We start from the raw sequence: 21,806 nt of genomic DNA on the forward strand, positions 1-21,806 counted from the left end.
AATGGCAAAAGAAAAGTTTGAGCGGACAAAACCGCACGTAAACGTTGGCACTATTGGTCACGTTGACCACGGTAAAACCACATTGACAGCAGCAATTGCAACCGTGCTCTCCAAAGCATTCGGTGGCGAAGCAAAAGCATATGATCAGATCGATGCTGCTCCAGAAGAAAAAGCACGTGGTATTACGATTAATACAGCACACGTTGAGTACGAGACAGCAAACCGTCACTATGCTCACGTTGATTGCCCAGGACATGCTGACTACGTTAAGAACATGATTACCGGTGCTGCCCAGATGGACGGCGCTATTTTGGTTTGCTCTGCTGCTGACGGCCCAATGCCACAAACACGTGAGCACATCCTCTTGGCTCGCCAAGTGGGCGTTCCATACATCGTGGTGTTCTTGAACAAGTGCGACATGGTTGATGACGCTGAATTGTTAGAACTCGTAGAAATGGAAGTTCGTGAACTTCTTTCTAAGTACGACTTCCCAGGCGATGACACTCCAATCGTTCAAGGTTCTGCTAAGTTAGCCCTTGAAGGCGACGAAGGCCCATTGGGTAAAGAAGCCATCATGAAATTGGCTGAAGCTTTAGATACCTATATCCCAACTCCAGAGCGCGCTGTTGACGGTGCCTTCTTGATGCCTGTAGAAGATGTGTTCTCTATCTCTGGTCGCGGTACTGTAGTGACTGGTCGTATCGAGCGCGGTATTGTTAAAGTTGGTGAAGAGATTGAAATCGTTGGTATTAAGCCAACTCTCAAAACCACTTGTACTGGCGTTGAAATGTTCCGCAAATTGCTCGACCAAGGTCAAGCAGGCGATAACGTTGGTATCTTGTTACGCGGCACAAAACGTGAAGAAGTTGAGCGTGGCCAAGTATTGGCTAAGCCAGGTTCTATCACTCCACATACTCACTTTACAGCCGAGGTTTACATCTTGGGTAAAGATGAAGGTGGTCGTCATACTCCATTCTTTAACAACTATCGTCCACAGTTCTACTTCCGTACAACGGACGTGACTGGTTCAATCGAGTTGCCAAAAGACAAAGAAATGGTGATGCCTGGTGATAACGTCACAATTACCGTAAAACTCATCGCTCCTATCGCGATGGAAGAAGGTTTACGTTTTGCAATCCGTGAAGGTGGCCGTACTGTTGGCGCCGGTGTGGTTGCTAAGATTTTGGCTTAATTAGTAGTAAAAAATATTTAGCGGTTTGCTAACCGGTGACATCAGTGCTGCTGATGTCACCGTGCTCTTTAGATTGATAACGTGGCAGCACCACAACGCTCTTTGGAATTAATATGCAAAACCAAAAAATTCGTATTCGTCTTAAAGCATTTGATTACCGTTTGATCGACCAGTCGGCTGCTGAAATCGTTGATACAGCTAAGCGTACTGGTGCCGTTGTTAAGGGACCAGTTCCTTTGCCAACGCGTATTGAGCGTTTTGATATTTTGCGTTCACCACACGTAAACAAAACATCACGTGATCAATTAGAGATTCGCACCCATCTGCGTTTAATGGATATTGTTGATCCCACAGAGAAAACAGTGGATGCTTTGATGAAATTAGACCTGCCTGCAGGTGTAGACGTCGAAATTAAGTTGCAGTAATTCAGTATTTTCAGTCTTTGCTCTTGCCAAGACTGGATTTTCGGGATAGAATCTAAGGCTTCGCTCATTTAATTGGGCGAAATTGTTGATTTTATTAGCATTAAAAACGTTATAACTTATTGATTTAGAAGTACTTTTACTTGTAAATCACTTAAATTAAATTTTGCCGACCAATCGAAGTCGGCGTGGAGCATGAATATGAGCTTAGGCTTAATCGGTCGCAAGATCGGCATGACCCGTCTATTTACGGACGAAGGGGAAGCAATTCCTGTCACTGTAATTGACGTGAGCGACAACCGAGTTGCTCAAATCAAGACCCAGGAAACTGATGGCTATAACGCTATCCAGTTGGCCCATGGGACACGTAGAGCTACACGCGTTACCAAATCTATGGCTGGACACTTTGCAAAAGCAGGTGTGATGGCTGGTAATGCACTCAACGAATTTCAATTAGATGCAGCAAAAATTGCAGAAATGACAGCGGGTCAAGTTATTCCTGCTGAAGCTGCATTTGCTGCTGGCCAAAAAGTGGATGTGCAGGGTGTAACGATTGGTAAAGGCTATGCCGGTACTATCAAGCGCCATCACTTCGCTTCTGGTCGTGCTTCCCACGGTAACTCACGTTCACATAACGTGCCAGGTTCCATCGGTATGGCACAAGATCCAGGCCGTGTATTCCCAGGTAAGCGCATGACCGGCCACCTTGGTGATGAAACACGTACTGTACAAAATTTAGTCATCGCACGCATTGATGCAGAACGCAATCTCATCATGGTTAAAGGCGCTATTCCAGGCGCCCCAGGCGGTAAAGTAATTGTTACTCCAGCGGTGAAGACACCGTTGAAGAAGAAATAAGGAGAGCGAATATGGAACTTAAGCTTCTCCAGGATAACGGTACTTTAGGCGCAGGTGTTCAAGCCTCTCCAGAAGTATTCGAACGCGAATATAACGAAGCATTGGTACACCAAGTAGTTGTAGCTTACCAAGCAAATGCACGTAGCGGTAACCGCGCACAAAAAGACCGTGAGCAAGTTAAGCACACAACCAAGAAACCTTGGCGTCAAAAAGGTACTGGTCGTGCACGTGCTGGTATGAGCTCATCCCCACTGTGGCGTGGAGGTGGTCGTATATTCCCGAATTCTCCAGAAGAGAATTTCAGCCAAAAAGTAAACAAGAAAATGTACCGCGCTGGTATGAGATCTATTTTGTCTCAGTTAGCCCGTGAAGGTCGTTTGAATGTGGTTGATCAATTTAATCTTGATGCTCCAAAGACCAAAGTTTTAGCTGACAAAGTAAAAGCGATGGGATTGGACTCTGTATTGATTATTGTTGATCAAGTTAGCGAGAATTTGTACTTGGCATCACGTAACTTGCATAAAGTTGCTGTATGTGAGCCACAGCACGCCGATCCATTAGCTTTGGTTCAATACAAAAAAGTATTGGTAAGCAAATCAGCGATTGCAAAAATTGAGGAGTTGCTTAAATGAGCCAAGTCCGTAAAAACGATCACAGCTTGATGAAGGTTCTGCTTGGACCAGTGATCTCTGAAAAAGCCACTATGGTTGCAGAGAAGAACGAACAAGTGGTATTCCAAGTTACTCGCGACGCTAACAAAAGCGATGTGAAACAAGCGGTCGAATTGCTCTTTAAAGTGCAAGTTGACTCAGTCCAAATCGTCAATCAAAAGGGTAAGCCTAAGCGCTATGGCCGTTTTGAGGGTCGTCGCGATCACACTAAGAAGGCCTACGTAAGCTTGAAGCCAGGTCAAGAAATTAACTTTGAAGCGGAGGCGAATTAATCATGCCTTTGATGAAGACAAAACCGACCTCACCAGGTCGTCGTTCAATGGTCAAGGTGGTAAATCCAGACCTGCATAAAGGTAAACCTTTTGCAGCTCTGTTAGAGCCACAGTTCCAAAAAGCGGGTCGTAATAATAATGGCCACATCACCACTCGTCACAAGGGTGGTGGTCATAAGCATCACTATCGCGTTGTTGATTTCAAACGCAACGACAAAGATGGTATTCCAGCAAAAGTTGAACGCTTGGAATACGATCCAAACCGCAGTGCAAATATTGCTTTGATCGTGTTTGCTGATGGTGAGCGCCGCTATATTCTTGCTGCTAAGGGCATGACTGTTGGTCAGGCTTTGATGAGTGGCGCAGAAGCTCCAATCAAATCCGGAAACAATTTACCAATTCGTAATATCCCAGTTGGTAGCACGATTCACTGTGTTGAAATGTTGCCAGGTAAAGGTGCACAAATTGCACGTTCAGCTGGTGGTTCGGCAGTATTGCTAGCACGTGAAGGTGTTTACGCACAGGTTCGTTTGCGCTCTGGTGAAGTGCGTCGTATTTTGATCGACTGCCGCGCAACCATTGGTGAAGTTGGCAATGAAGAGCATAGCTTGCGTGTTATTGGTAAAGCTGGTGCAAACCGCTGGCGTGGTATTCGCCCAACCGTTCGCGGTGTGGCAATGAACCCAGTAGATCACCCACATGGTGGTGGTGAAGGTAAGACTGGCGAAGGCCGTGTTCCTGTATCTCCATGGGGCACTCCAACCAAAGGTTATCGTACACGTCGTAACAAGCGTACAACATCAATGATCGTTCAACGTCGTAACAAGCGTTAAGCGATTAAGGAAAAATAGATATGACACGTTCAGCTAAAAAAGGTCCTTTTTGCGACGCCAGCTTAGTAAAAAAAGTTGAAGTAGCACAGGCCAACAAAGACAAAAAGCCGATTAAAACTTGGTCACGCCGTTCAACAATTCTTCCAGACTTTATTGGTCTGACAATTGCTGTTCATAACGGTCGTCAGCACGTTCCGGTTTATGTATCAGAAAACATGGTGGGTCATAAGTTAGGCGAATTTGCCTTGACCCGTACTTTCAAAGGTCACGCTGCTGACAAGAAAGTAACGAAGAAGTAAGGGGATGATGATGGAAGTTAAAGCTATTCACAAGGGTGCCCGCATTTCTGCGCAAAAGACACGTTTGGTCGCAGACCAAATCCGTGGTTTGCCGATTGCTCGCGCATTAAACATTTTGAACTTCAGCCCCAAGAAAGCTGCCTTCATTGTGAAAAAAGTTGTTGAGTCCGCAGTGGCCAACGCTGAACACAATAAAGGTGCTGATATTGACGAGCTCAAGGTATCAGCAATTATTGTTGATAAGGGCACTTCCTTGAAGCGCTTTACAGCGCGCGCCAAGGGTCGTGGCAATCAAATTGAAAAACAAACTTGTCACATTAGCGTGACCTTGAGTAACTAAGGAAAGATATGGGCCAAAAGATAAACCCCACCGGATTCCGACTCTCGGTAACGAAGAACTGGACATCTAAGTGGTATGCAAACAATACTGATTTTGCAAAGATGCTCAAAGAGGACGTAGATGTCCGCATCTATTTGAAGAAGAAGTTAAAGAATGCATCTGTTAGCAAAGTGGTAATCGAGCGTCCTGCAAAGAATGCACGTATTACGATTTATAGCTCACGTCCAGGTGTTGTAATCGGTAAAAAAGGCGAGGATATTGAAGTTCTCCGTCGCGAATTACAAAAGCGTATGGGCGTTCCAGTCCATGTAAATATCGAAGAAATTCGTAAGCCTGAAGTTGATGCGCAATTGATCGCTGATTCCATTACTCAACAGCTCGAAAAACGTATCATGTTCCGTCGCGCCATGAAGCGTGCGATGCAAAATGCAATGCGTCTTGGTGCACAAGGTATCAAGATCATGTCTTCTGGCCGCTTAAACGGTGCTGAAATTGCACGTCGTGAATGGTATCGTGAAGGTCGCGTACCACTTCATACATTGAAGGCTGATATTGATTACGCTACTTCTGAGGCTGAAACTACATACGGCATTATTGGCGTAAAAGTTTGGGTTTACAAAGGCGATACATTAGGTCGTGGTGCTGATGCTCCAGCGGTTACTGTTGAAGCAGTAGCTGATGAGAAAAAGCCACGTCGCGCACCATCTAAAACAGCAGCGCGTAAGCCTGCCGGTGATGCAAAGCCATTAGTTGCGACTAAGCCAGCAGTAAAGCGTGCCCCTAAAGCCGTTGAAGCTGCAAGTGCTGAAACGCAGAAGTCAGGAGAGTAAGCATGCTACAACCAAAGCGTCGTAAGTATCGTAAGGAACAAAAAGGCCGCAACACTGGCGTTGCAACACGTGGTAGTTCTGTAGCCTTTGGAGACTTTGGATTGAAGGCCGTCGGCCGTGGACGTTTAACCGCTCGTCAAATTGAGTCGGCACGTCGCGCAATGACCCGTCACATTAAACGTGGTGGCCGTATCTGGATTCGTATTTTCCCAGACAAGCCAATTTCACAAAAACCTGCTGAAGTTCGTATGGGTAACGGTAAGGGTAACCCAGAGTACTACGTAGCTGAAATTCAACCAGGCAAGATTTTGTACGAGATGGATGGTGTGAATGAGACTTTGGCGCGTGAAGCTTTCAAGCTTGCTGCTGCTAAGTTGCCTTTGCAAACTACATTCGTGATTCGCCACTTAGGTTGATCGGATAGACATTATGAAAAAGACAGAATTAGCAACTAAAGATCTGGTTGCCTTAAACGCAGAATTAACTGAGCTCTTGAAAACAGGTTTCAAGCTCCGTATGCAAAAGGGTACTCAGCAACTCACTAATACCAGCCAATTGGGTAAGAATAAGCGCGATATTGCACGCGTGAAGACTTTCATTACCCAAAAAACTGCACAGAAATAAGGAAAAAGGGATATGACAGAATTATCTAAACCCTTGCGCCGCACCCTCGTGGGTCGTGTCGTTAGCGACAAAATGCAAAAAACTGTGACTGTACTAGTTGAGCGCCAAGTAAAACATGCGCTTTATGGCAAGTATGTAGGACAGTCCAAAAAGTACCATGCTCATGATGAAGCTGGACAATACAAGATGGGTGATACCGTTGAAATTGCTGAATCTAAGCCAATTTCACGCACTAAATCTTGGGTTGTTACCCGTTTAGTTCAAGAGTCCAAAGGTATTTAAAGAAATATTAGGGATTTTGGTAAAAATACTTGCCAAATCCCTATTTTATGTAGTATGATAGAAGGCTTCTCTGGTTTTATTGTGAGAAGCAGTGTTTTTTCATTAATTCCGGGTTTTAGCTTTCGCTAAATCCCATTGACGGAACCAAGACTGTTTGCCTATGGCAAATAAGTTGGGAATTAAAAAAATGATTCAGACCGAAAGTAGATTACAGGTCGCCGATAATACTGGCGCCAGTGAAGTTTTGTGCATCAAGGTATTGGGCGGCTCTAAGCGTCGTTACGCCAGTATCGGTGATGTCATCAAAGTTAGCGTGAAATCCGCTGCTCCACGTGGCCGTGTAAAAAAAGGTGACATTTACAACGCCGTAGTAGTGAGAACTGCTAAGGGTGTTCGCCGTCCAGACGGTTCATTGATTAAGTTCGATGCAAACGCTGCGGTATTGCTCAACGCTAAGTTAGAGCCAATTGGCACACGTATCTTTGGACCAGTAACGCGTGAATTGCGTACTGAGAAGTTCATGAAGATCGTTTCTCTCGCCCCAGAAGTTATTTAAGAGGCTGATATGAAAAAGATTCGTAAAGGTGATTCCGTAGTTTTGTTGACTGGCCGTGATAAAGGCAAGCAAGGAACTGTTACAGCTGTCCTCGATGAGAAATTAGTCATCGAAGGCGTGAATATTTACAAAAAGAGCGTTAAGCCTAATCCAGCTGCTGGTGTAACCGGTGGCCTGATTGACAAGACAATGCCTGTTCACATTTCTAATGTGGCTTTGGTTGACGGTAACGGCAAACCATCACGTGTTGGTATCAAACTCGTTGACGGTAAAAAGCAGCGTTTCCTCAAAACCACTGGCGCGACTTTAAGCGCATAAGGGGCACGGAGAAATTATGAGCACACGTTTTCAAGAGCATTACAAAGAAAAAGTTATCGCTGATTTAATGACCAAATTTGGTTACAAGTCTTTGATGGAAGTTCCTCGCATCACTAAGATCACATTGAATATGGGTCTTGGTGAAGCTGTTAACGATAAAAAAGTAATCGAAAATGCAGTTGGCGATTTGACAAAGGTTGCAGGCCAAAAGCCAGTAGTAACTAAGGCCAAAAAAGCGATTGCAGGTTTCAAAATTCGTCAAGGTTACCCAATCGGTGCCATGGTGACATTGCGCGGTGCGCGCATGTACGAATTCTTGGATCGTTTTGTTACTGTAGCGTTGCCACGAGTACGTGACTTCCGCGGTATCTCCGGTAAAGCATTTGACGGTCGTGGAAATTACAACATTGGCGTTAAAGAGCAAATCATTTTCCCAGAAATCGAATACGACAAGATTGATGCCCTGCGTGGTCTCAATATCAGTATTACGACGACCGCTAAGACTGACGAAGAAGCAAAAGCTTTGTTAGCAGCGTTCAAATTCCCTTTCCGCAATTAAGAGGCTAACGTGGCAAAACTATCCCTAATTGAGCGCGAAAACAAGCGCGCAAAAACTGTAGAGAAGTACGCTGTAAAGCGTGCAGAACTCAAGGCAATCATTGCAGATCAATCACGCAGTGAAGAAGAGCGCTATGAAGCTCGCTTGAAGCTACAGGCACTTCCACGTAACGCAAGCCCGATTCGTCAAAGAAATCGTTGTTCATTAACCGGTCGTCCACGTGGCACATTCCGTAAGTTTGGTTTGGCCCGTAGCAAGATTCGTGAAATCGCCTTCCGTGGCGAAATCCCCGGTTTAACCAAGGCCAGCTGGTAAGCGGCGAAAGAATTAGGAGAACTCATGAGTATCAGCGATCCAATCGCCGACATGTTGACCCGGATTCGCAATGCGCAAGCAGTGCAGAAACCTGCAGTCATCATGCCGTCGTCAAAAGTAAAAGTAGCTATTGCAAAAGTTTTGCAAGATGAAGGCTATATCGATAACTTTGAAATCAAAGGTGAAGCAGCTAAGCCAGTGCTACACATTGAACTCAAATACTATGCAGGCCGTCCTGTTATTGAGCGTATTGACCGTGTTTCAACACCAAGTCTGCGCATCTATAAGGGTCGCCACGACATTCCAGAAGTAATGAATGGCTTGGGCATTGCTATTATTTCAACCCCTCAAGGCGTTATGACTGACCGCAAAGCCCGTGCAAACGGTGTTGGTGGTGAAGTTATTTGCTACGTCGCTTAAGGAGAGAAATATGTCCCGCGTTGGTAAATCACCTATTCCAGTCCCAAAGGGCGCTGAAATCAATATTAATGGAGCAACTGTTACTGTTAAGGGCCCATTGGGTTCTTTGACACATAACTTACATCCTTCAGTTGGCTTAAAGCAAGAAGATGGCGTGTTAACAGTAACTTTAAATGACAATTCACCAGAAGCTGGTGCTCAGTCAGGAACTGCACGTGCATTGGTAAACAACATGGTCGTTGGCGTTACTACTGGCTTTGAGCGTAAGCTCAGCTTAGTAGGCGTTGGATACCGTGCTGCTGCTCAAGGCGAAACATTGAAATTGCAATTGGGTTTCTCACACGACATTATTTACAACTTGCCAAAAGGTGTAAAAGCAGAAACTCCTACGCAAACTGAAATCATCATTAAAGGCTCCAACAAGCAACAAGTTGGCCAGGTCGCAGCTGAAGTTCGCGCATATCGTTCACCAGAGCCTTACAAAGGCAAGGGCGTTCGCTATGTTGATGAAGTTGTGCATCTGAAAGAAACTAAGAAGAAGTAAGCGAGATTAGAAAATGAATAAAGACGAATCCAGACAAAGACGTGCTCGGCAGACTCGTATTCGCATTGCCGAAGCATTGGCAAATCGCTTAACAGTTATCCGTAGTAATTCACACATTTCTGCGCAGGTATATAGCTCTTGCGGTACCAAGGTTTTGGCTTCCGCCTCATCTATGGAAAAAGATTTACGCCAAGCGATCAAAAACGGTGGCAATACTGATGCGGCTGCACAAATTGGCAAATTAGTTGCTGAGCGTGCCGTTAAAGCAGGTGTTGTTGATGTTGCATTTGATCGTTCTGGTCATCGTTACCACGGCCGTATCAAGGCCTTAGCTGAAGCTGCGCGTGAAGCCGGCCTGAAGTTCTAATAGGGTTTAGGAAAAAACATGGCAAAAATGCAAACAAAGATGCAAAACGAAGAGCGCGATGATGGTCTTCGCGAGAAGATGATCGCTGTAAATCGTGTAACCAAAGTGGTTAAGGGTGGTCGTATTCTCGGCTTCGCTGCACTCACTGTAGTTGGCGATGGCGATGGTCGCATCGGCATGGGTAAGGGTAAATCAAAAGAAGTTCCTGTTGCTGTTCAAAAAGCAATGGATGAAGCACGTCGCAAGATGATCAAAGTTTCCTTACGCAAGGGCACTTTGCAGCATACCGTGATTGGTAAGCATGGCGCTTCACGTGTGATGATTTCTCCTGCTAAAGACGGTACTGGCGTTATTGCCGGCGGTCCAATGCGCGCTATTTTTGATGTAATGGGTGTAACAAACGTTGTAGCTAAGTCTCTCGGCTCAACTAACCCCTACAACATGGTTCGTGCAACTATTGATGGTTTAAGCAAAATGAGTACTCCTTCTGAAATCGCTGCTAAGCGCGGTAAATCAGTTGAAGAGATTCTCGGCTAAGACCGCAAATTAGGAATCTATAAATGACAACATCAAACTCTAAAGTCAAACTGCAATTAGTGCGTAGTTTGATCGGTACACGCGAAAGCCATCGTGCAACTGTTCGTGGCTTAGGCCTTGGACGTATTAATTCTGTTTCAGAATTAGAAGACACACCAGCTGTTCGCGGAATGATTAATAAAGTTTCTTATCTAGTTAAAGTCATCGGCTAATTAACTAGCAAGTACATAGGCAAAGAATATGCAACTCAATACACTTAAACCCGCAGAGGGCTCCAAGAAAAATCGTCGTCGCGTAGGTCGCGGCATTGGTTCTGGACTTGGTAAAACTGCTGGCCGCGGTCACAAAGGTCAAAAGTCACGTTCCGGTGGATTCCACAAAGTTGGATTCGAGGGCGGTCAGATGCCTATGTATCGTCGTTTGCCAAAACGTGGATTCGTTTCATTGACACGTCGTCACGTTGGCCAAATTACTTTAAATGACTTGGCAAAAATCAATTTACCAGAAGTTGATCTGTTGATTTTGAAAGCACATGGTTTTGCTGGTGAACAAATTAATGCAGTTAAGGTAATTAAAACTGGTGAACTTAAGATTGCTGTAACTTTAAAAGGTTTAACAGCAACTGCTGGCGCAAAAGCAGCTATTGAAGCTGCTGGCGGCAAATTGGTTGAATTGGCTTAATAGGTTTACAAATGGCATTAGCACCCACAAACAATAGCGCAGCTCAATCAGGGGGCAAGTTTGGCGAATTACGTCAACGCTTGGTATTCCTAGTGTTGGCTTTGCTCGTGTTTCGCTTGGGTGCGCATATCCCTGTTCCAGGAATTGACCCAGACCAGCTTGCTCAATTATTTGCAGGTCAAAAAGACGGTATTTTAGGAATGTTTAACCTGTTTTCAGGCGGAGCTTTATCTCGCTTTACTGTTTTTGCTCTGGGAATCATGCCCTATATTTCTGCATCAATCATCATGCAGTTAATGACGATTGTTGTTCCTTCGCTTGAGTCTTTGAAAAAAGAAGGTCAAGCTGGCCAACGTAAGATTACTCAGTACACTCGATACGGCACAGTATTTCTAGCTACATTCCAGGCTTTGGGCATCTCTGTTGCATTACAAGCGCAGCCGGGCTTAGTAATAAATCCAGGATTGATGTTCGAGTTAAATACCGTTGTGACCTTAGTTACTGGAACTATGTTCTTGATGTGGTTAGGCGAGCAAATTACTGAACGTGGTTTAGGTAATGGTATCTCCATCATCATCTTCGGCGGCATTGTGTCTGGCTTGCCAAATGCTGTAGCCAGTCTTTTGGAGTTGGTTCGCACAGGCTCCATGAATATCGTCTCTGCAATGCTAATCATGGTGATTGTTGCTGCAGTTACTTACTTCGTTGTATTTGTAGAGCGCGGTCAACGTCGCATACTGGTTAACTATGCTAAACGTCAAGTTGGCAACAAGATTTATGGCGGGCAGTCATCATATTTCCCATTGAAGTTAAATATGGCTGGTGTTATTCCCCCAATTTTTGCTTCTTCGATTATTTTATTTCCTGCAACGATTGCTGGTTGGTTTACTTCTGGCGAGCCAAAGAACATTTTTAGCAGAATCATCAAAGATTTAGCAGCTACATTAGCACCGGGCCAGCCTGTTTACACAATCTTATACGCTGCAGCCATTATTTTCTTCTGCTTCTTCTATACAGCATTGGTATTCAATAGCCGTGAAACTGCAGAAAATTTAAAGAAGAGTGGTGCCTTTGTCCCAGGTATTCGTCCTGGAGATCAAACGGCTCGTTACATTGACAAGATTTTGGTGCGTCTAACGCTGGCTGGATCTATTTATATGGTTCTAGTTTGCTTGTTACCTGAATTTTTAGTATTGAAGTACAACGTACCGTTCTATTTCGGCGGTACTTCATTGTTGATTATTGTCGTTGTTGCAATGGATTTCATGGCTCAAGTTCAGTCATTCATCATGCAGCAGCAATACGGCTCTTTGATGAAAAAAGCTAACTTTAAGATGGGCGCTTAACTGAATGTCTAAAGACGATGTAATTCAGATGGCGGGTGAAGTTGTAGAGAATTTACCGAATGCAATGTTTCGCGTAAAACTTGAAAACGGACATGTGGTTTTGGGGCACATTTCCGGAAAGATGCGGATGCACTATATCCGTATTTTGCCGGGAGATAAGGTGACGGTGGAGATGACTCCTTACGACCTGTCGCGCGCAAGAATTATTTTCCGCGCGAAGTAACAATTAAGTAGTACATATTTTTAAGAGGTGAGTTATGAAAGTTTTGGCATCCGTTAAGTGTATTTGCAGAAATTGCAAGATCATTAAGCGCAAACGCGTTGTGCGTGTGATCTGTTCTTCAGACGCACGTCATAAGCAGCGTCAAGGCTGATCTGGTTAATTAAGAGGAAATCTCATGGCACGTATCGCTGGGGTAAATATCCCAAATCATCAACACACTGTCATCGGTTTGACAGCAATTTTTGGCATTGGCACAACCCGTGCTCACAAAATTTGTCAAACGACAGGTGTTGCTATAGACAAAAAAGTAAAAGATCTTACTGATGCCGACTTGGAAAAGTTGCGTGATGAAGTAGGTAAATTTACTACTGAAGGTGACCTTCGTCGTGAAGTAACGATGAGCATCAAGCGTTTGATGGACTTAGGCTGCTACCGCGGTGTTCGTCATCGTAAGGGCTTGCCTGTACGTGGTCAACGTACAAAGACTAACGCGCGTACCCGTAAGGGCCCACGTAAGTCTGGCGTGCAACTTAAGAAATAATCAAGAAAGTTTATTGAAATGGCAAAACAACAATCCGCTTCCGCAGCATCACAGCGCGCTCGCAAGAAGGTTAAAAAGAACGTTGCTGACGGTATTGCACACGTTCACGCTTCTTTTAACAACACCATCATTACGATCACAGATCGTCAGGGCAATGCGCTTTCATGGGCAACTTCTGGCGGACAGGGTTTCAAGGGTTCACGTAAGTCCACTCCTTTTGCTGCTCAGGTAGCTGCAGAAGTTGCGGGCAAAGTGGCAATTGAATGTGGTATTAAAAATTTGGAAGTTCAAATCAAAGGCCCAGGCCCTGGTCGTGAATCTGCAGTTCGCGCATTGAATTCTTTGGGAATCAAAATCACTGAGATTCAAGACGTCACCCCAGTTCCACATAATGGTTGCCGTCCTCCAAAGCGTCGTCGTATTTAATCTCTGGATTCGGTAGTACAAAGTTTAGTATTTTTTTATAAAGCCCACTGTTCGCCTGATTTAAAGGGCGAACTCACCGCCGGTCGCAAGACTGCGGCAAAGAAAGGAAAGCATCGTGGCACGTTACTTAGGGCCTAAGGCCAAGTTAGCACGTCGGGAAGGTACCGACTTATTTTTAAAGAGCGCACGTCGTGCATTATCAGACAAGTGCAAGTTAGACACGAAGCCTGGTCAACATGGCCGTACTTCTGGTTCACGAACCTCCGATTACGGTAATCAATTGCGTGAAAAGCAAAAGGTTAAGCGTATTTATGGCGTGTTAGAGCGTCAATTCCGTCGTTACTTTGCAGAAGCAGAGCGTCGCAAGGGTAACACCGGCGAAACATTGCTTCAGTTGCTAGAGTCACGCCTTGATAACGTTGTTTATCGTATGGGTTTCGGCTCTACACGTGCAGAAGCACGCCAATTGGTTTCCCACTGTGCAATTTTGCTCAATGGTCAACCAGTAAACATTCCATCAATTCAGGTGAAACCTGGTGATGTTGTTGCGATTCGTGAGAAGGCCAAGAAACAAGCTCGTATTACAGAATCACTCAATTTGGTTCAGCAAATGACTGCAATCGGCTGGGTTTCAGTTGATGCCGCCAAGCTCGAGGGAACATTTAAGCAAGTGCCTGACCGCGAAGATATTAGCGGTGAAATTAATGAAAGTTTGATCGTCGAATTGTATTCACGCTAATTAGGCACTCTCAAGGAAAAAATATGCAAACAAATTTGCTCAAGCCAAAGATTATTTCTGTTGAAGCGCTTACTGCCAACCAAGCTAAGGTTGTAATGGAGCCGTTCGAGCGTGGCTATGGCCATACACTCGGAAATGCATTACGTCGCGTTCTCTTGTCTTCTATGGTTGGTTATGCACCAACTGAAGTGGCGATTGCTGGTGTAGTGCACGAGTACTCCACATTAGACGGAGTCCAAGAGGATGTAGTCAATCTTTTGTTGAACCTCAAAGGCATCGTATTTAAATTACAGTCACGTGATGAAGTAACTATCAATTTACGTAAAGAAGGCCCAGGCGTTGTTACGGCAAAAGATATTGATTTGCCACATGATGTCGAAATCATTAATCCTGATCATGTTATCGCTCACTTATCTGCTGGTGGTAAGTTAGACATGCAGATCAAGGTTGAAAAAGGCCGTGGATATGTACCGGGTAATATGCGTCAATACCATGATGAGGCTACCAAGATTATTGGTCGTATTGTTTTGGACGCATCTTTTAGTCCTGTAAGCCGTGTTAGCTATGCTGTTGAATCTGCTCGTGTTGAGCAACGTACCGACCTTGATCGTCTAGTAATGACTATCGAAACAAATGGTGTGTTGTCTCCTGAAGAAGCAATTCGTCAAGCGGCTACTATTTTGGTTGATCAGCTAGTTGTATTCGCTGCCCTAGAAAGTAGTGAAGTATCTGGTGAACTCGCACCAAGCCGCTCTTCAATGGTTGATCCAATGTTGATGCGTCCAGTTGATGATCTCGAACTCACTGTTCGCTCAGCAAACTGCTTGAAGGCTGAGAACATCTACTACATTGGTGACTTGATTCAACGTACTGAGAATGAATTGTTGAAGACGCCTAATTTAGGTCGTAAGTCCTTAAATGAAATTAAGGATGTATTGGCGGCTCGTGGCTTAAGTCTTGGCATGAAACTCGAAAGCTGGCCTCCAGCTAACCTCGAGAAATAATTAGAAAGGAAGCATCATGCGTCACGGAAACGGCTTACGCAAACTAAACAGAACATCTTCACATCGCTTGGCGATGCTGCGCAACATGTCCAATTCTCTTTTGGAGCACGAAGTGATTAAAACCACTTTGCCAAAGGCTAAAGAATTGCGTATGGTTGTTGAGCCCTTGATTACCTTAGGTAAAAAAGATAACTTAGCTAATCGTCGCTTGGCATTTAACCGCACTCGTGATCGCGATATCGTGACTAAACTCTTTACAGAGCTTGGCCCACGTTATGCAACACGTCCGGGTGGCTACTTGCGTATCTTGAAATTCGGCTTCCGTCATGGCGATAATGCGCCAATGGCCTTAGTAGAATTGGTAGATCGTCCAGAAGTTGAAGAAACTGCTGTAGCTGAAGAAGCTTAAGTTTTGAAGGTTTTATAAAAAGCCAGGCTTCGGTCTGGCTTTTTTCATTCATGCAGGTTTAAATAGGCCATGGCAAAGACTTCATCAACAGAACTGATCATCGTTACCACCTCTTTTGCGGTACTGGGCGATGCAAATGCAATGGCACGGAAGCTGATCGAGCGAGGATTGGCGGCATGCGTCCAAATACATGAAGGCGTTCATTCAATATATCGTTGGAAGGGCACCGTTTGTGAAGAGAAGGAAGTGATTCTTGTTGCTAAAACAAATGCAAACAAGTGGGGTGAAATCAGTTCTTTTATGAAGACCGAGCATCCTTACGACTTGCCTGAAATTATTGCTGTCAAACCAACAGAATATGATTTGGAGTATGGCCAATGGGTGATGGCGGAATTGCAGTCAAGATAATGAAAATCAGACAAAATATCTTATTAGCAATTATTTTATTGCTGACTCTTTGTGGCCAATCGCTCGCCGCTGATTTTTTAGCTCCTGAAAAAGCTTTTGTAGTGCAGGCTGCTTGGCAGGAGAATTCAAATGAAATCGCAGTCGAACTTTCGCCAGCAAAGGGCTATTACATTTATCGACAGTCATTACAGTTTAAGGCTGGATCGAACGAAAAAAAGTTAGCGAGTTATGCGCCGACCCTCCCTCAGGGTATTGAAAAGTTTGATGCGACCTTTCAGAAAAAATTACAGATTTATAAGCAGGCATTTACTGTGCTGTTCAATGTTAAGAATGAGGCAAATCAACCCATTCATCTTGAAGTAGGGCTACAGGGTTGTGCAGAAGCGGGAATTTGTTACCCCCCAATGACATTGACATTCTTACTAACCGGGCCAGGGGTGAAGGCTGCTCCTATTCCGGATGCTCTGGAGGCAACAACACTCAGTACTCAGGTGAGTCCATCTGACTCAAGTCTGCTGGATTTATGGCGCGAAAGAGATGACATAAATGCCATTAATCATTTTTTAGAAAATACCTCATCTACTTATCTATTTTTTGCTTTCTTTGTTTTGGGTTTGGCGCTGGCTTTTACCCCTTGTGTACTCCCGATGCTGCCTATCTTGTCCAGCGTAGTTTTTGGAACGCAGAATAATCAGGCCATATCCAAGGCAAGAGCAGCTGTATTGGCAATGGCTTATGTGCTCGGGATGGCTCTGGTTTACGCCCTTGCTGGGGTTCTAATGGCAGCCCTAGGGGGAAGTGTCCAACGGGTTCTGCAAAGCCCCATAGCCCTATTTAGCTTTGCCTGCCTTTTAATTGGCTTATCTGGCAGCCTTTTTGGTCTATATCATCTCAGGCTGCCCCATTCGTGGCATCAGCATATTGACCGCCTAGCCGGTCGCCAGAAGGGCGGGAGTATTTTCGGGGCGTTTGCTTTGGGAGGCATTTCAACCTTGGTAGCTAGCCCATGCATTACTGCCCCTTTGGCTGGAGTTTTGACCTTTATTGCTCAAACTGGCTCGATGTCCCTGGGCGCAGGTTTACTTTTTGTAATGGCGCTAGGCATGGGCCTTCCACTTTTATTTATTGCCATTGAAGCGCGCATCTTGATTCCATCGACAGGAATGTGGATGGTTTGGTTGCAGCGTGCTTTAGGTGTTTTATTAGTTGCTACCGCTCTTTGGATCGCTGCACCGATTTTTCAAAAGACAGGTTTAGTAGGAAATGATCAATCGCTTAATGGTGAAGTTAGTCGCAGTATTGGGGGGCGCCTTCACTTCACCATCATTCAGTCCCCTGCGGATTTAGATCGTGAGCTGATTAAAGCAAAGGCCGAAAATAAATTATTGCTGCTCGATTTTTATGCTGATTGGTGTATTAGTTGTAAAGAAATGGAGCTCAATACTTTCTCTAATCCAGAGGTCAGTAAAGAGCTTGGGCGATTTGTTTTGCTACAAGCCGATGTCACTAAAAATACATCTGATAATCAAGCGCTGTTAAAACGGTTTGATTTGTTTGGGCCACCCGGAATTTTGCTGTTTGATCCCAATACGCAAGCAGAGATAAAGAACCAGCGGATCGTTGGCTATATGCCGCCCGAACGTTTTCTCCAACGCCTACAAAAGGCATTGGAGAAATAATCATTACTTCGATTTGAGTAGGCGTGCTGCCTCAAGTGCGAAGTAGGTGAGGATGCCATCAGCACCGGCACGCTTAAACGCGAGTAATGATTCCATCATGACACTGTCATGATCTAGCCAACCATTGAGTGCGGCCGCTTTGAGCATTGCATATTCGCCACTTACTTGGTATGCATAAGTGGGGTACTCAAATGCATCTTTAACACGCCGTACAATATCTAAGTAAGGCATACCAGGCTTGACCATCACCATATCAGCGCCCTCATTAATATCTAGTGCAACCTCCCGCAAAGCCTCGTCAGTATTGGCTGAATCCATTTGATAGGTTTTTTTATCGGCCTTACCTAAATTTTTTGCAGAACCTACTGCATCACGAAATGGCCCATAAAAAGCGGAGGCAAATTTAGCGGAGTAGGCCATGATGCGCGTATGAATTAAATTCTGTTGCTCAAGTGCTTCTCGAATTTTTTGAATGCGACCATCCATCATGTCTGAGGGCGCAACAATATCGACACCTGCTTGGGCTTGGGTAAGGGCTTGCGCCACCAAGATAGCAGTAGTTTCATCATTGAGAATGCGGTTATCTGCATCCAGAACGCCATCTTGTCCGTGACTTGTGTAGGGGTCTAGGGCAACGTCGGTCATGATTCCTAATTCGGGGAATCGCTTCTTGAGTTCAGCAACTGCTCGCGGAATCAGTCCATTCGGATTACAAGCTTCTTTTCCATCTGGAGTTTTTAAAGCTGCATCGATAACGGGAAATAGTGCCAATACTGGAATGCCCAGAGCAACACATTCTTCTGCAACGGGAAAGAGCAAATCTAATGAGAGACGATTTACCCCGGGCATTGAAGTAACTGATTCTGACTGATGAGCGCCGTCAAGAAGAAAAACGGGGTAGATCAGATTGCTAGCAGTCAGCACGTTTTCCTGCATCAGGCGTCTTGACCAATCATCCCGACGCATACGACGTGGGCGGTGGGCCGGAAAATGCAAAAGAGAATTAGCTTGTGATTTCATTTTCTTGAGTTTCGGATTCAAATAGCCATTTAATAATTAAATTATCCGCTTCGACAAGCCCAATCCGTTTGGTGCTTGAAAATAATTGTGCAGTGAGTTGTTTTGAGTCTCCAGTGCCATCCGGCAGGGCTGGATCATATTGCTGTAATCGATTCTTGACAGCTTCTAAAGCATGCTTGCACTCACTTTTATTGAGCTTGTCACATTTGCTCAGCAGGACATGAATGGGTTTGCCGGTAGGCACAAACCATTGAATCATTTGTTCATCTAAATCGGTAATGCCTCGTCTGGCATCCACAATTAAGACCATTCCCACCAATTGCTCCCGCTCTTGTAAATAATCGCTTAAAAGAGCATTCCAATGATATTTTGTTTCATGATTGACCGCTGCATAGCCATAACCAGGCAAGTCAACTAGATAGGCCAAAAGATCATCTTTGGCGAAAAGGCCAAAATAATTGATGTGTTGGGTGCGACCAGGCGTTTTGCTGGCAAAAGCGAGCCTTTTTTGATTGCAAAGGACATTAATTGCGCTTGATTTGCCTGCATTTGAGCGACCAGCAAAGGCTACCTCACGTAAGGGTGTGCTCGGTAGGCAATGGGTGTCATTGACCGTTGTGGCGAATTTGGCTTGAAAGAGTTTAGACATGTTGAGAAGCTATTGTAAAATCACGCAAAATCATGAAATATCTCATGGTGTTGGGTAAAAGGTTGTAAATGTAGGGCCCAAACACTTTTAGGAATTTTTGCCAAGGTAAACATAATGCGTCAAACCTCTCAAATCTCCAAATTAACTAGCGTTCGTGCTGGTTTTATGGCTTTAGCTCTCACTATTATCGGTGCTGGTTTCTCGGCTGCCCAGGCAGAGGAGGCGCCAGCGGCTGCTCCCGCTGCTGCTGCGGTGGTACCGGGTAAGCCTAAAACAGATCCTGCTGCTGGGGAAGCACTCTACTCTAATGGAGATGCTAGCCGTGGTGTTGTAGCTTGCGTGGGCTGTCATGGTCCAAACGGTAAGAGCGCCTCAGGTGCCTGGCCCAAGTTGGCTGCTCAGCACCCTGCGTACATCGTGAAGCAGCTTAAAAACTTTAAAGAAGGCACTCGTGCCAACGCAGTTATGATGGGTATGGCAGCGCCTTTAACAGAACAAGATATGGCTAATATCGCAGCTTATCTTGGTAAGCAAGAGCCATCACCTGGTGTTGCTACAAATAAGGACACGATTGAGTTGGGTCAGAGCATTTATCGCGGTGGTATTGCCTCCAAGGGTGTGCCAGCATGTGCGGGTTGTCATAGCCCAAATGGCGCTGGTATTCCTTCTCAATACCCACGTCTTTCTGGTCAATGGGCTGACTACGCCAATGCTCAATTAATTGCTTTCCGTGAAGGCACTCGCATAAATGCCCCTAAGATGACAGTGATTTCATCAAAAATGAATGATAAAGAAATGAAGGCCGTTGCAGATTACATGGCTGGATTGCATTAATCAAGCTTGCCTGAAAAACAAAAACCCCGTTAAAACAGCGGGGTTTTTTATTGCTCATTTGTAAGTACGAATTAAAGAATTCAGTCTGGCAATCGTGCTTCACTACTAAATAAATCTTGTGTATTTTCGCGGCTACGAATGACGTAAGCCTTATCGCCATCGACCATAATTTCAGCGGGCTTAGGCCTGGTGTTGTAATTAGATGCCATTACAAAACCATAAGCACCCGCTGATAAGATCGCCAAGAGATCGCCTTCTTCTATGCCGAGAGTGCGGTCTTTGCCAAGCCAGTCGCCAGATTCACATACTGGCCCAACAATATCGTAAGTAAGGCTTTTTAGATTCTTGTTTTGCACTGGAACAATGGCGTGATAAGCCTCATATAAGGCAGGACGCATTAGTTCAGTCATGGCAGCATTCACAATGCAGAAGTTCTTTTCAGCGCCCGGCTTTAGGTACTCCACTTGCGTTAAGAGGACGCCAGCGTTACCCACCAAGGATCTACCGGGTTCTAGGACAACATCCAGATAGGCAAAGCCCCGTTTGGCTACGTGGTCCAGTAAGGTGTTTGTGAATTCAGTGATATCGGGAGGTGTTTCAGAGCCATAAGAAATGCCCAGGCCACCACCCAAATCCAAATGATGAATCGTAATACCCTCTTTCTTAAGTTGCTCAACAAGATCCAACACTTTGTCTAGCGCATCTAAGTAAGGGGAGGTAGATGTAATTTGTGAGCCAATATGGCAATCAATTCCGACAACATCTATTTGCGAGAGCAGCGCTGCTTCACGATATGTTTTTAAAACCTCGTGATAGGCAATACCAAATTTATTGCCTTTTAAGCCAGTAGAAATGTAAGGGTGCGTTTGGGCATCCACGTCTGGATTGACGCGCAAGGAAATCGGGGCGCGACAATTGAGCTGTTGCGCTACGCGATTAATTTGATGTAGCTCAGCAATTGACTCAACATTAATACATTTAACACCCGCTTGAAGTGCTTGTGCTATTTCATCGGCAGATTTACCTACGCCTGCAAATACCAAGCTTTTTGGATCTGCACCGATTGCTAATGCGCGCGCCAATTCACCGCCGCTAACTAAGTCAAAGCCAGCCCCTAATTTTTTAAAACAATCAATTACCGCTAGATTGCTGTTTGCCTTCATGGCGTAGTGAATACGTGCGCGTCGATGTCCTGTTGGGTCAACGCAGGCGCGGTCATAGGCTTGAAATGCCTCAGTTAGTGACTTTTTGCTGTAGATATAGAGGGGCGTACCAAATTGGCTTGCTAAATCAGAAAGGGGGATTTCTTCGGCATACCAACTTCCGTTTCGCTCTGAAAATCCACTTAAATTAGGAATGGGGTTGGAAGCACTTTTCATTACTGGGCCGGAGAAGTTGTGTTGGAAGCAGGGTTTTGAGGTGGATAGAGTTTGCCTTGCGGCTCAGGCTCACTAGGTGGAACAGGTGCTGGCGGCACATTTGGCAAATAAAGTGGACCCCTAACCCCACATCCTACAAGGGATATTAGGCATATAAAACCAAGGGATCGAATAAGAATCGCTATCATGAATATCTCTAAAACGAATGATTGAATATAGCATGCAGGAC

37 protein-coding genes are annotated in these 21,806 nt (G+C 45.0%); 33 read left to right on the top strand and 4 right to left on the bottom strand.

All coding sequences use genetic code 11. The annotated features are described in order from the left end of the window. Nucleotide 1: 1 nt before the first annotated feature. The 32 genes from tuf (at nt 2) to dsbD (ending at nt 17,695) form a co-directional block, all read left to right on the top strand. Nucleotides 2–1,192 carry an elongation factor Tu gene (gene tuf / locus BOQ04_RS09850; protein ID WP_076024535.1) on the top strand — a complete coding sequence of 397 codons (1,191 nt, stop codon included), beginning with the start codon at nt 2–4 and terminating at the stop codon, nt 1,190–1,192. A 113-nt stretch (nt 1,193–1,305) separates the two neighbouring features. Then, nucleotides 1,306–1,617 carry a 30S ribosomal protein S10 gene (gene rpsJ / locus BOQ04_RS09855; protein WP_011901899.1) on the top strand — a complete coding sequence of 104 codons (312 nt, stop codon included), beginning with the start codon at nt 1,306–1,308 and terminating at the stop codon, nt 1,615–1,617. A gap of 198 nt (nt 1,618–1,815) precedes the next feature. Next, nucleotides 1,816–2,472, top strand: a complete 657-nt coding sequence (rplC, locus tag BOQ04_RS09860) for a 50S ribosomal protein L3 (protein ID WP_076024679.1) — start codon at nt 1,816–1,818, stop codon at nt 2,470–2,472. Nucleotides 2,473–2,483: 11 nt separating this feature from the next. Further along, nucleotides 2,484–3,104, top strand: coding sequence for a 50S ribosomal protein L4 (rplD, locus tag BOQ04_RS09865; RefSeq protein ID WP_071464439.1), 621 nt, complete (start codon nt 2,484–2,486; stop codon nt 3,102–3,104). Beyond that, nucleotides 3,101–3,415 carry a 50S ribosomal protein L23 gene (rplW, locus tag BOQ04_RS09870; protein WP_076024545.1) on the top strand — a complete coding sequence of 105 codons (315 nt, stop codon included), beginning with the start codon at nt 3,101–3,103 and terminating at the stop codon, nt 3,413–3,415. The genes rplD and rplW overlap by 4 nt, the downstream gene beginning before the upstream one ends. A gap of 2 nt (nt 3,416–3,417) precedes the next feature. Then, nucleotides 3,418–4,248 (top strand): 50S ribosomal protein L2, encoded by an 831-nt coding sequence (gene rplB, locus BOQ04_RS09875; protein WP_076024546.1) that lies wholly within the window; start codon nt 3,418–3,420, stop codon nt 4,246–4,248. A gap of 20 nt (nt 4,249–4,268) precedes the next feature. Beyond that, nucleotides 4,269–4,547, top strand: coding sequence for a 30S ribosomal protein S19 (rpsS, locus tag BOQ04_RS09880; RefSeq protein WP_011901904.1), 279 nt, complete (start codon nt 4,269–4,271; stop codon nt 4,545–4,547). Nucleotides 4,548–4,554: 7 nt separating this feature from the next. Further along, the gene (rplV, locus tag BOQ04_RS09885) at nt 4,555–4,887 is read left to right on the top strand and encodes a 50S ribosomal protein L22 (protein WP_198929325.1); all 333 of its coding nucleotides are present in this window, start codon (nt 4,555–4,557) and stop codon (nt 4,885–4,887) included. Nucleotides 4,888–4,895: 8 nt separating this feature from the next. After that, complete coding sequence (rpsC, locus tag BOQ04_RS09890) at nt 4,896–5,717, top strand: 30S ribosomal protein S3 (protein ID WP_076024547.1); 822 nt, start codon at nt 4,896–4,898, stop codon at nt 5,715–5,717. A 2-nt stretch (nt 5,718–5,719) separates the two neighbouring features. After that, nucleotides 5,720–6,133: a 50S ribosomal protein L16 gene (gene rplP / locus BOQ04_RS09895; RefSeq protein WP_076024548.1), complete on the top strand. Its 414-nt coding sequence runs from the start codon at nt 5,720–5,722 to the stop codon at nt 6,131–6,133. Nucleotides 6,134–6,146: 13 nt separating this feature from the next. Then, the gene (gene rpmC, locus BOQ04_RS09900) at nt 6,147–6,341 is read left to right on the top strand and encodes a 50S ribosomal protein L29 (protein WP_076024549.1); all 195 of its coding nucleotides are present in this window, start codon (nt 6,147–6,149) and stop codon (nt 6,339–6,341) included. 12 nt (nt 6,342–6,353) lie between these two features. Further along, nucleotides 6,354–6,623: a 30S ribosomal protein S17 gene (rpsQ, locus tag BOQ04_RS09905; RefSeq protein WP_076024550.1), complete on the top strand. Its 270-nt coding sequence runs from the start codon at nt 6,354–6,356 to the stop codon at nt 6,621–6,623. Nucleotides 6,624–6,810: 187 nt separating this feature from the next. Continuing rightward, on the top strand, nt 6,811–7,179 hold the full coding sequence (gene rplN, locus BOQ04_RS09910) for a 50S ribosomal protein L14 (RefSeq protein WP_011901910.1): 369 nt from the start codon (nt 6,811–6,813) through the stop codon (nt 7,177–7,179). Nucleotides 7,180–7,188: 9 nt separating this feature from the next. Next, nucleotides 7,189–7,497 carry a 50S ribosomal protein L24 gene (gene rplX, locus BOQ04_RS09915; RefSeq protein ID WP_076024551.1) on the top strand — a complete coding sequence of 103 codons (309 nt, stop codon included), beginning with the start codon at nt 7,189–7,191 and terminating at the stop codon, nt 7,495–7,497. A gap of 16 nt (nt 7,498–7,513) precedes the next feature. Further along, complete coding sequence (gene rplE, locus BOQ04_RS09920; RefSeq protein ID WP_076024552.1) at nt 7,514–8,056, top strand: 50S ribosomal protein L5; 543 nt, start codon at nt 7,514–7,516, stop codon at nt 8,054–8,056. 9 nt (nt 8,057–8,065) lie between these two features. Then, nucleotides 8,066–8,371: a 30S ribosomal protein S14 gene (gene rpsN / locus BOQ04_RS09925; RefSeq protein ID WP_076024553.1), complete on the top strand. Its 306-nt coding sequence runs from the start codon at nt 8,066–8,068 to the stop codon at nt 8,369–8,371. Nucleotides 8,372–8,395: 24 nt separating this feature from the next. Beyond that, nucleotides 8,396–8,791 carry a 30S ribosomal protein S8 gene (gene rpsH / locus BOQ04_RS09930; protein ID WP_076024554.1) on the top strand — a complete coding sequence of 132 codons (396 nt, stop codon included), beginning with the start codon at nt 8,396–8,398 and terminating at the stop codon, nt 8,789–8,791. Between the two features lie 10 nt (nt 8,792–8,801). Then, nucleotides 8,802–9,335: a 50S ribosomal protein L6 gene (gene rplF / locus BOQ04_RS09935; protein ID WP_076024555.1), complete on the top strand. Its 534-nt coding sequence runs from the start codon at nt 8,802–8,804 to the stop codon at nt 9,333–9,335. 13 nt (nt 9,336–9,348) lie between these two features. Further along, complete coding sequence (gene rplR / locus BOQ04_RS09940) at nt 9,349–9,702, top strand: 50S ribosomal protein L18 (protein WP_076024556.1); 354 nt, start codon at nt 9,349–9,351, stop codon at nt 9,700–9,702. 18 nt (nt 9,703–9,720) lie between these two features. After that, entirely contained in the window at nt 9,721–10,239 is a 519-nt protein-coding gene (rpsE, locus tag BOQ04_RS09945) for a 30S ribosomal protein S5 (RefSeq protein ID WP_015420248.1), read from the top strand. Between the two features lie 23 nt (nt 10,240–10,262). After that, a complete protein-coding gene (gene rpmD, locus BOQ04_RS09950) occupies nt 10,263–10,451 on the top strand; it encodes a 50S ribosomal protein L30 (protein WP_015420249.1) in 189 nt (62 codons plus the stop codon). A 28-nt stretch (nt 10,452–10,479) separates the two neighbouring features. Then, entirely contained in the window at nt 10,480–10,920 is a 441-nt protein-coding gene (gene rplO, locus BOQ04_RS09955; protein WP_076024557.1) for a 50S ribosomal protein L15, read from the top strand. Between the two features lie 11 nt (nt 10,921–10,931). Then, nucleotides 10,932–12,266 (top strand): preprotein translocase subunit SecY, encoded by a 1,335-nt coding sequence (gene secY / locus BOQ04_RS09960; RefSeq protein ID WP_076024558.1) that lies wholly within the window; start codon nt 10,932–10,934, stop codon nt 12,264–12,266. A 4-nt stretch (nt 12,267–12,270) separates the two neighbouring features. Next, a complete protein-coding gene (gene infA / locus BOQ04_RS09965) occupies nt 12,271–12,489 on the top strand; it encodes a translation initiation factor IF-1 (protein WP_076024559.1) in 219 nt (72 codons plus the stop codon). A 34-nt stretch (nt 12,490–12,523) separates the two neighbouring features. Next, nucleotides 12,524–12,640 (top strand): 50S ribosomal protein L36, encoded by a 117-nt coding sequence (gene rpmJ, locus BOQ04_RS09970; protein WP_012357167.1) that lies wholly within the window; start codon nt 12,524–12,526, stop codon nt 12,638–12,640. A 24-nt stretch (nt 12,641–12,664) separates the two neighbouring features. Next, the gene (rpsM, locus tag BOQ04_RS09975) at nt 12,665–13,030 is read left to right on the top strand and encodes a 30S ribosomal protein S13 (protein ID WP_076024560.1); all 366 of its coding nucleotides are present in this window, start codon (nt 12,665–12,667) and stop codon (nt 13,028–13,030) included. A gap of 18 nt (nt 13,031–13,048) precedes the next feature. Next, nucleotides 13,049–13,456 carry a 30S ribosomal protein S11 gene (gene rpsK, locus BOQ04_RS09980; protein WP_062307066.1) on the top strand — a complete coding sequence of 136 codons (408 nt, stop codon included), beginning with the start codon at nt 13,049–13,051 and terminating at the stop codon, nt 13,454–13,456. Between the two features lie 115 nt (nt 13,457–13,571). Next, on the top strand, nt 13,572–14,195 hold the full coding sequence (gene rpsD / locus BOQ04_RS09985; RefSeq protein WP_076024561.1) for a 30S ribosomal protein S4: 624 nt from the start codon (nt 13,572–13,574) through the stop codon (nt 14,193–14,195). Nucleotides 14,196–14,218: 23 nt separating this feature from the next. Beyond that, nucleotides 14,219–15,199: a DNA-directed RNA polymerase subunit alpha gene (locus tag BOQ04_RS09990; protein ID WP_076024562.1), complete on the top strand. Its 981-nt coding sequence runs from the start codon at nt 14,219–14,221 to the stop codon at nt 15,197–15,199. Nucleotides 15,200–15,215: 16 nt separating this feature from the next. Beyond that, nucleotides 15,216–15,608 carry a 50S ribosomal protein L17 gene (gene rplQ, locus BOQ04_RS09995; protein WP_015420256.1) on the top strand — a complete coding sequence of 131 codons (393 nt, stop codon included), beginning with the start codon at nt 15,216–15,218 and terminating at the stop codon, nt 15,606–15,608. A 69-nt stretch (nt 15,609–15,677) separates the two neighbouring features. Then, nucleotides 15,678–16,016, top strand: a complete 339-nt coding sequence (gene cutA, locus BOQ04_RS10000) for a divalent-cation tolerance protein CutA (protein WP_076024563.1) — start codon at nt 15,678–15,680, stop codon at nt 16,014–16,016. After that, entirely contained in the window at nt 16,016–17,695 is a 1,680-nt protein-coding gene (gene dsbD / locus BOQ04_RS10005; protein ID WP_076024680.1) for a protein-disulfide reductase DsbD, read from the top strand. The genes cutA and dsbD overlap by 1 nt, the downstream gene beginning before the upstream one ends. 3 nt (nt 17,696–17,698) lie before the next feature. Here the strand turns inward: dsbD and hemB are convergent, their stop codons facing one another. Beyond that, complete coding sequence (gene hemB / locus BOQ04_RS10010) at nt 17,699–18,715, bottom strand: porphobilinogen synthase (protein ID WP_076024564.1); 1,017 nt, start codon at nt 18,713–18,715, stop codon at nt 17,699–17,701. Continuing rightward, complete coding sequence (gene yihA, locus BOQ04_RS10015) at nt 18,699–19,364, bottom strand: ribosome biogenesis GTP-binding protein YihA/YsxC (RefSeq protein WP_076024565.1); 666 nt, start codon at nt 19,362–19,364, stop codon at nt 18,699–18,701. Before yihA ends, hemB begins: the two co-directional genes overlap by 17 nt. A gap of 114 nt (nt 19,365–19,478) precedes the next feature. Between yihA and BOQ04_RS10020 the strand changes: the two genes are divergently transcribed. Next, complete coding sequence (locus BOQ04_RS10020) at nt 19,479–20,198, top strand: c-type cytochrome (RefSeq protein WP_083657587.1); 720 nt, start codon at nt 19,479–19,481, stop codon at nt 20,196–20,198. An 80-nt stretch (nt 20,199–20,278) separates the two neighbouring features. Here BOQ04_RS10020 and lysA read toward each other — a convergent pair whose 3' ends face one another. Continuing rightward, nucleotides 20,279–21,577, bottom strand: a complete 1,299-nt coding sequence (lysA, locus tag BOQ04_RS10025) for a diaminopimelate decarboxylase (protein WP_076024566.1) — start codon at nt 21,575–21,577, stop codon at nt 20,279–20,281. Then, entirely contained in the window at nt 21,577–21,765 is a 189-nt protein-coding gene (gene lptM / locus BOQ04_RS11075; protein WP_420875848.1) for an LPS translocon maturation chaperone LptM, read from the bottom strand. Before lptM ends, lysA begins: the two co-directional genes overlap by 1 nt. Between the last annotated feature and the right edge of the window lie 41 nt (nt 21,766–21,806).

It is taken from the genome of Polynucleobacter sphagniphilus (assembly GCF_001953355.1).
GTDB lineage: Bacteria > Pseudomonadota > Gammaproteobacteria > Burkholderiales > Burkholderiaceae > Polynucleobacter > Polynucleobacter sphagniphilus.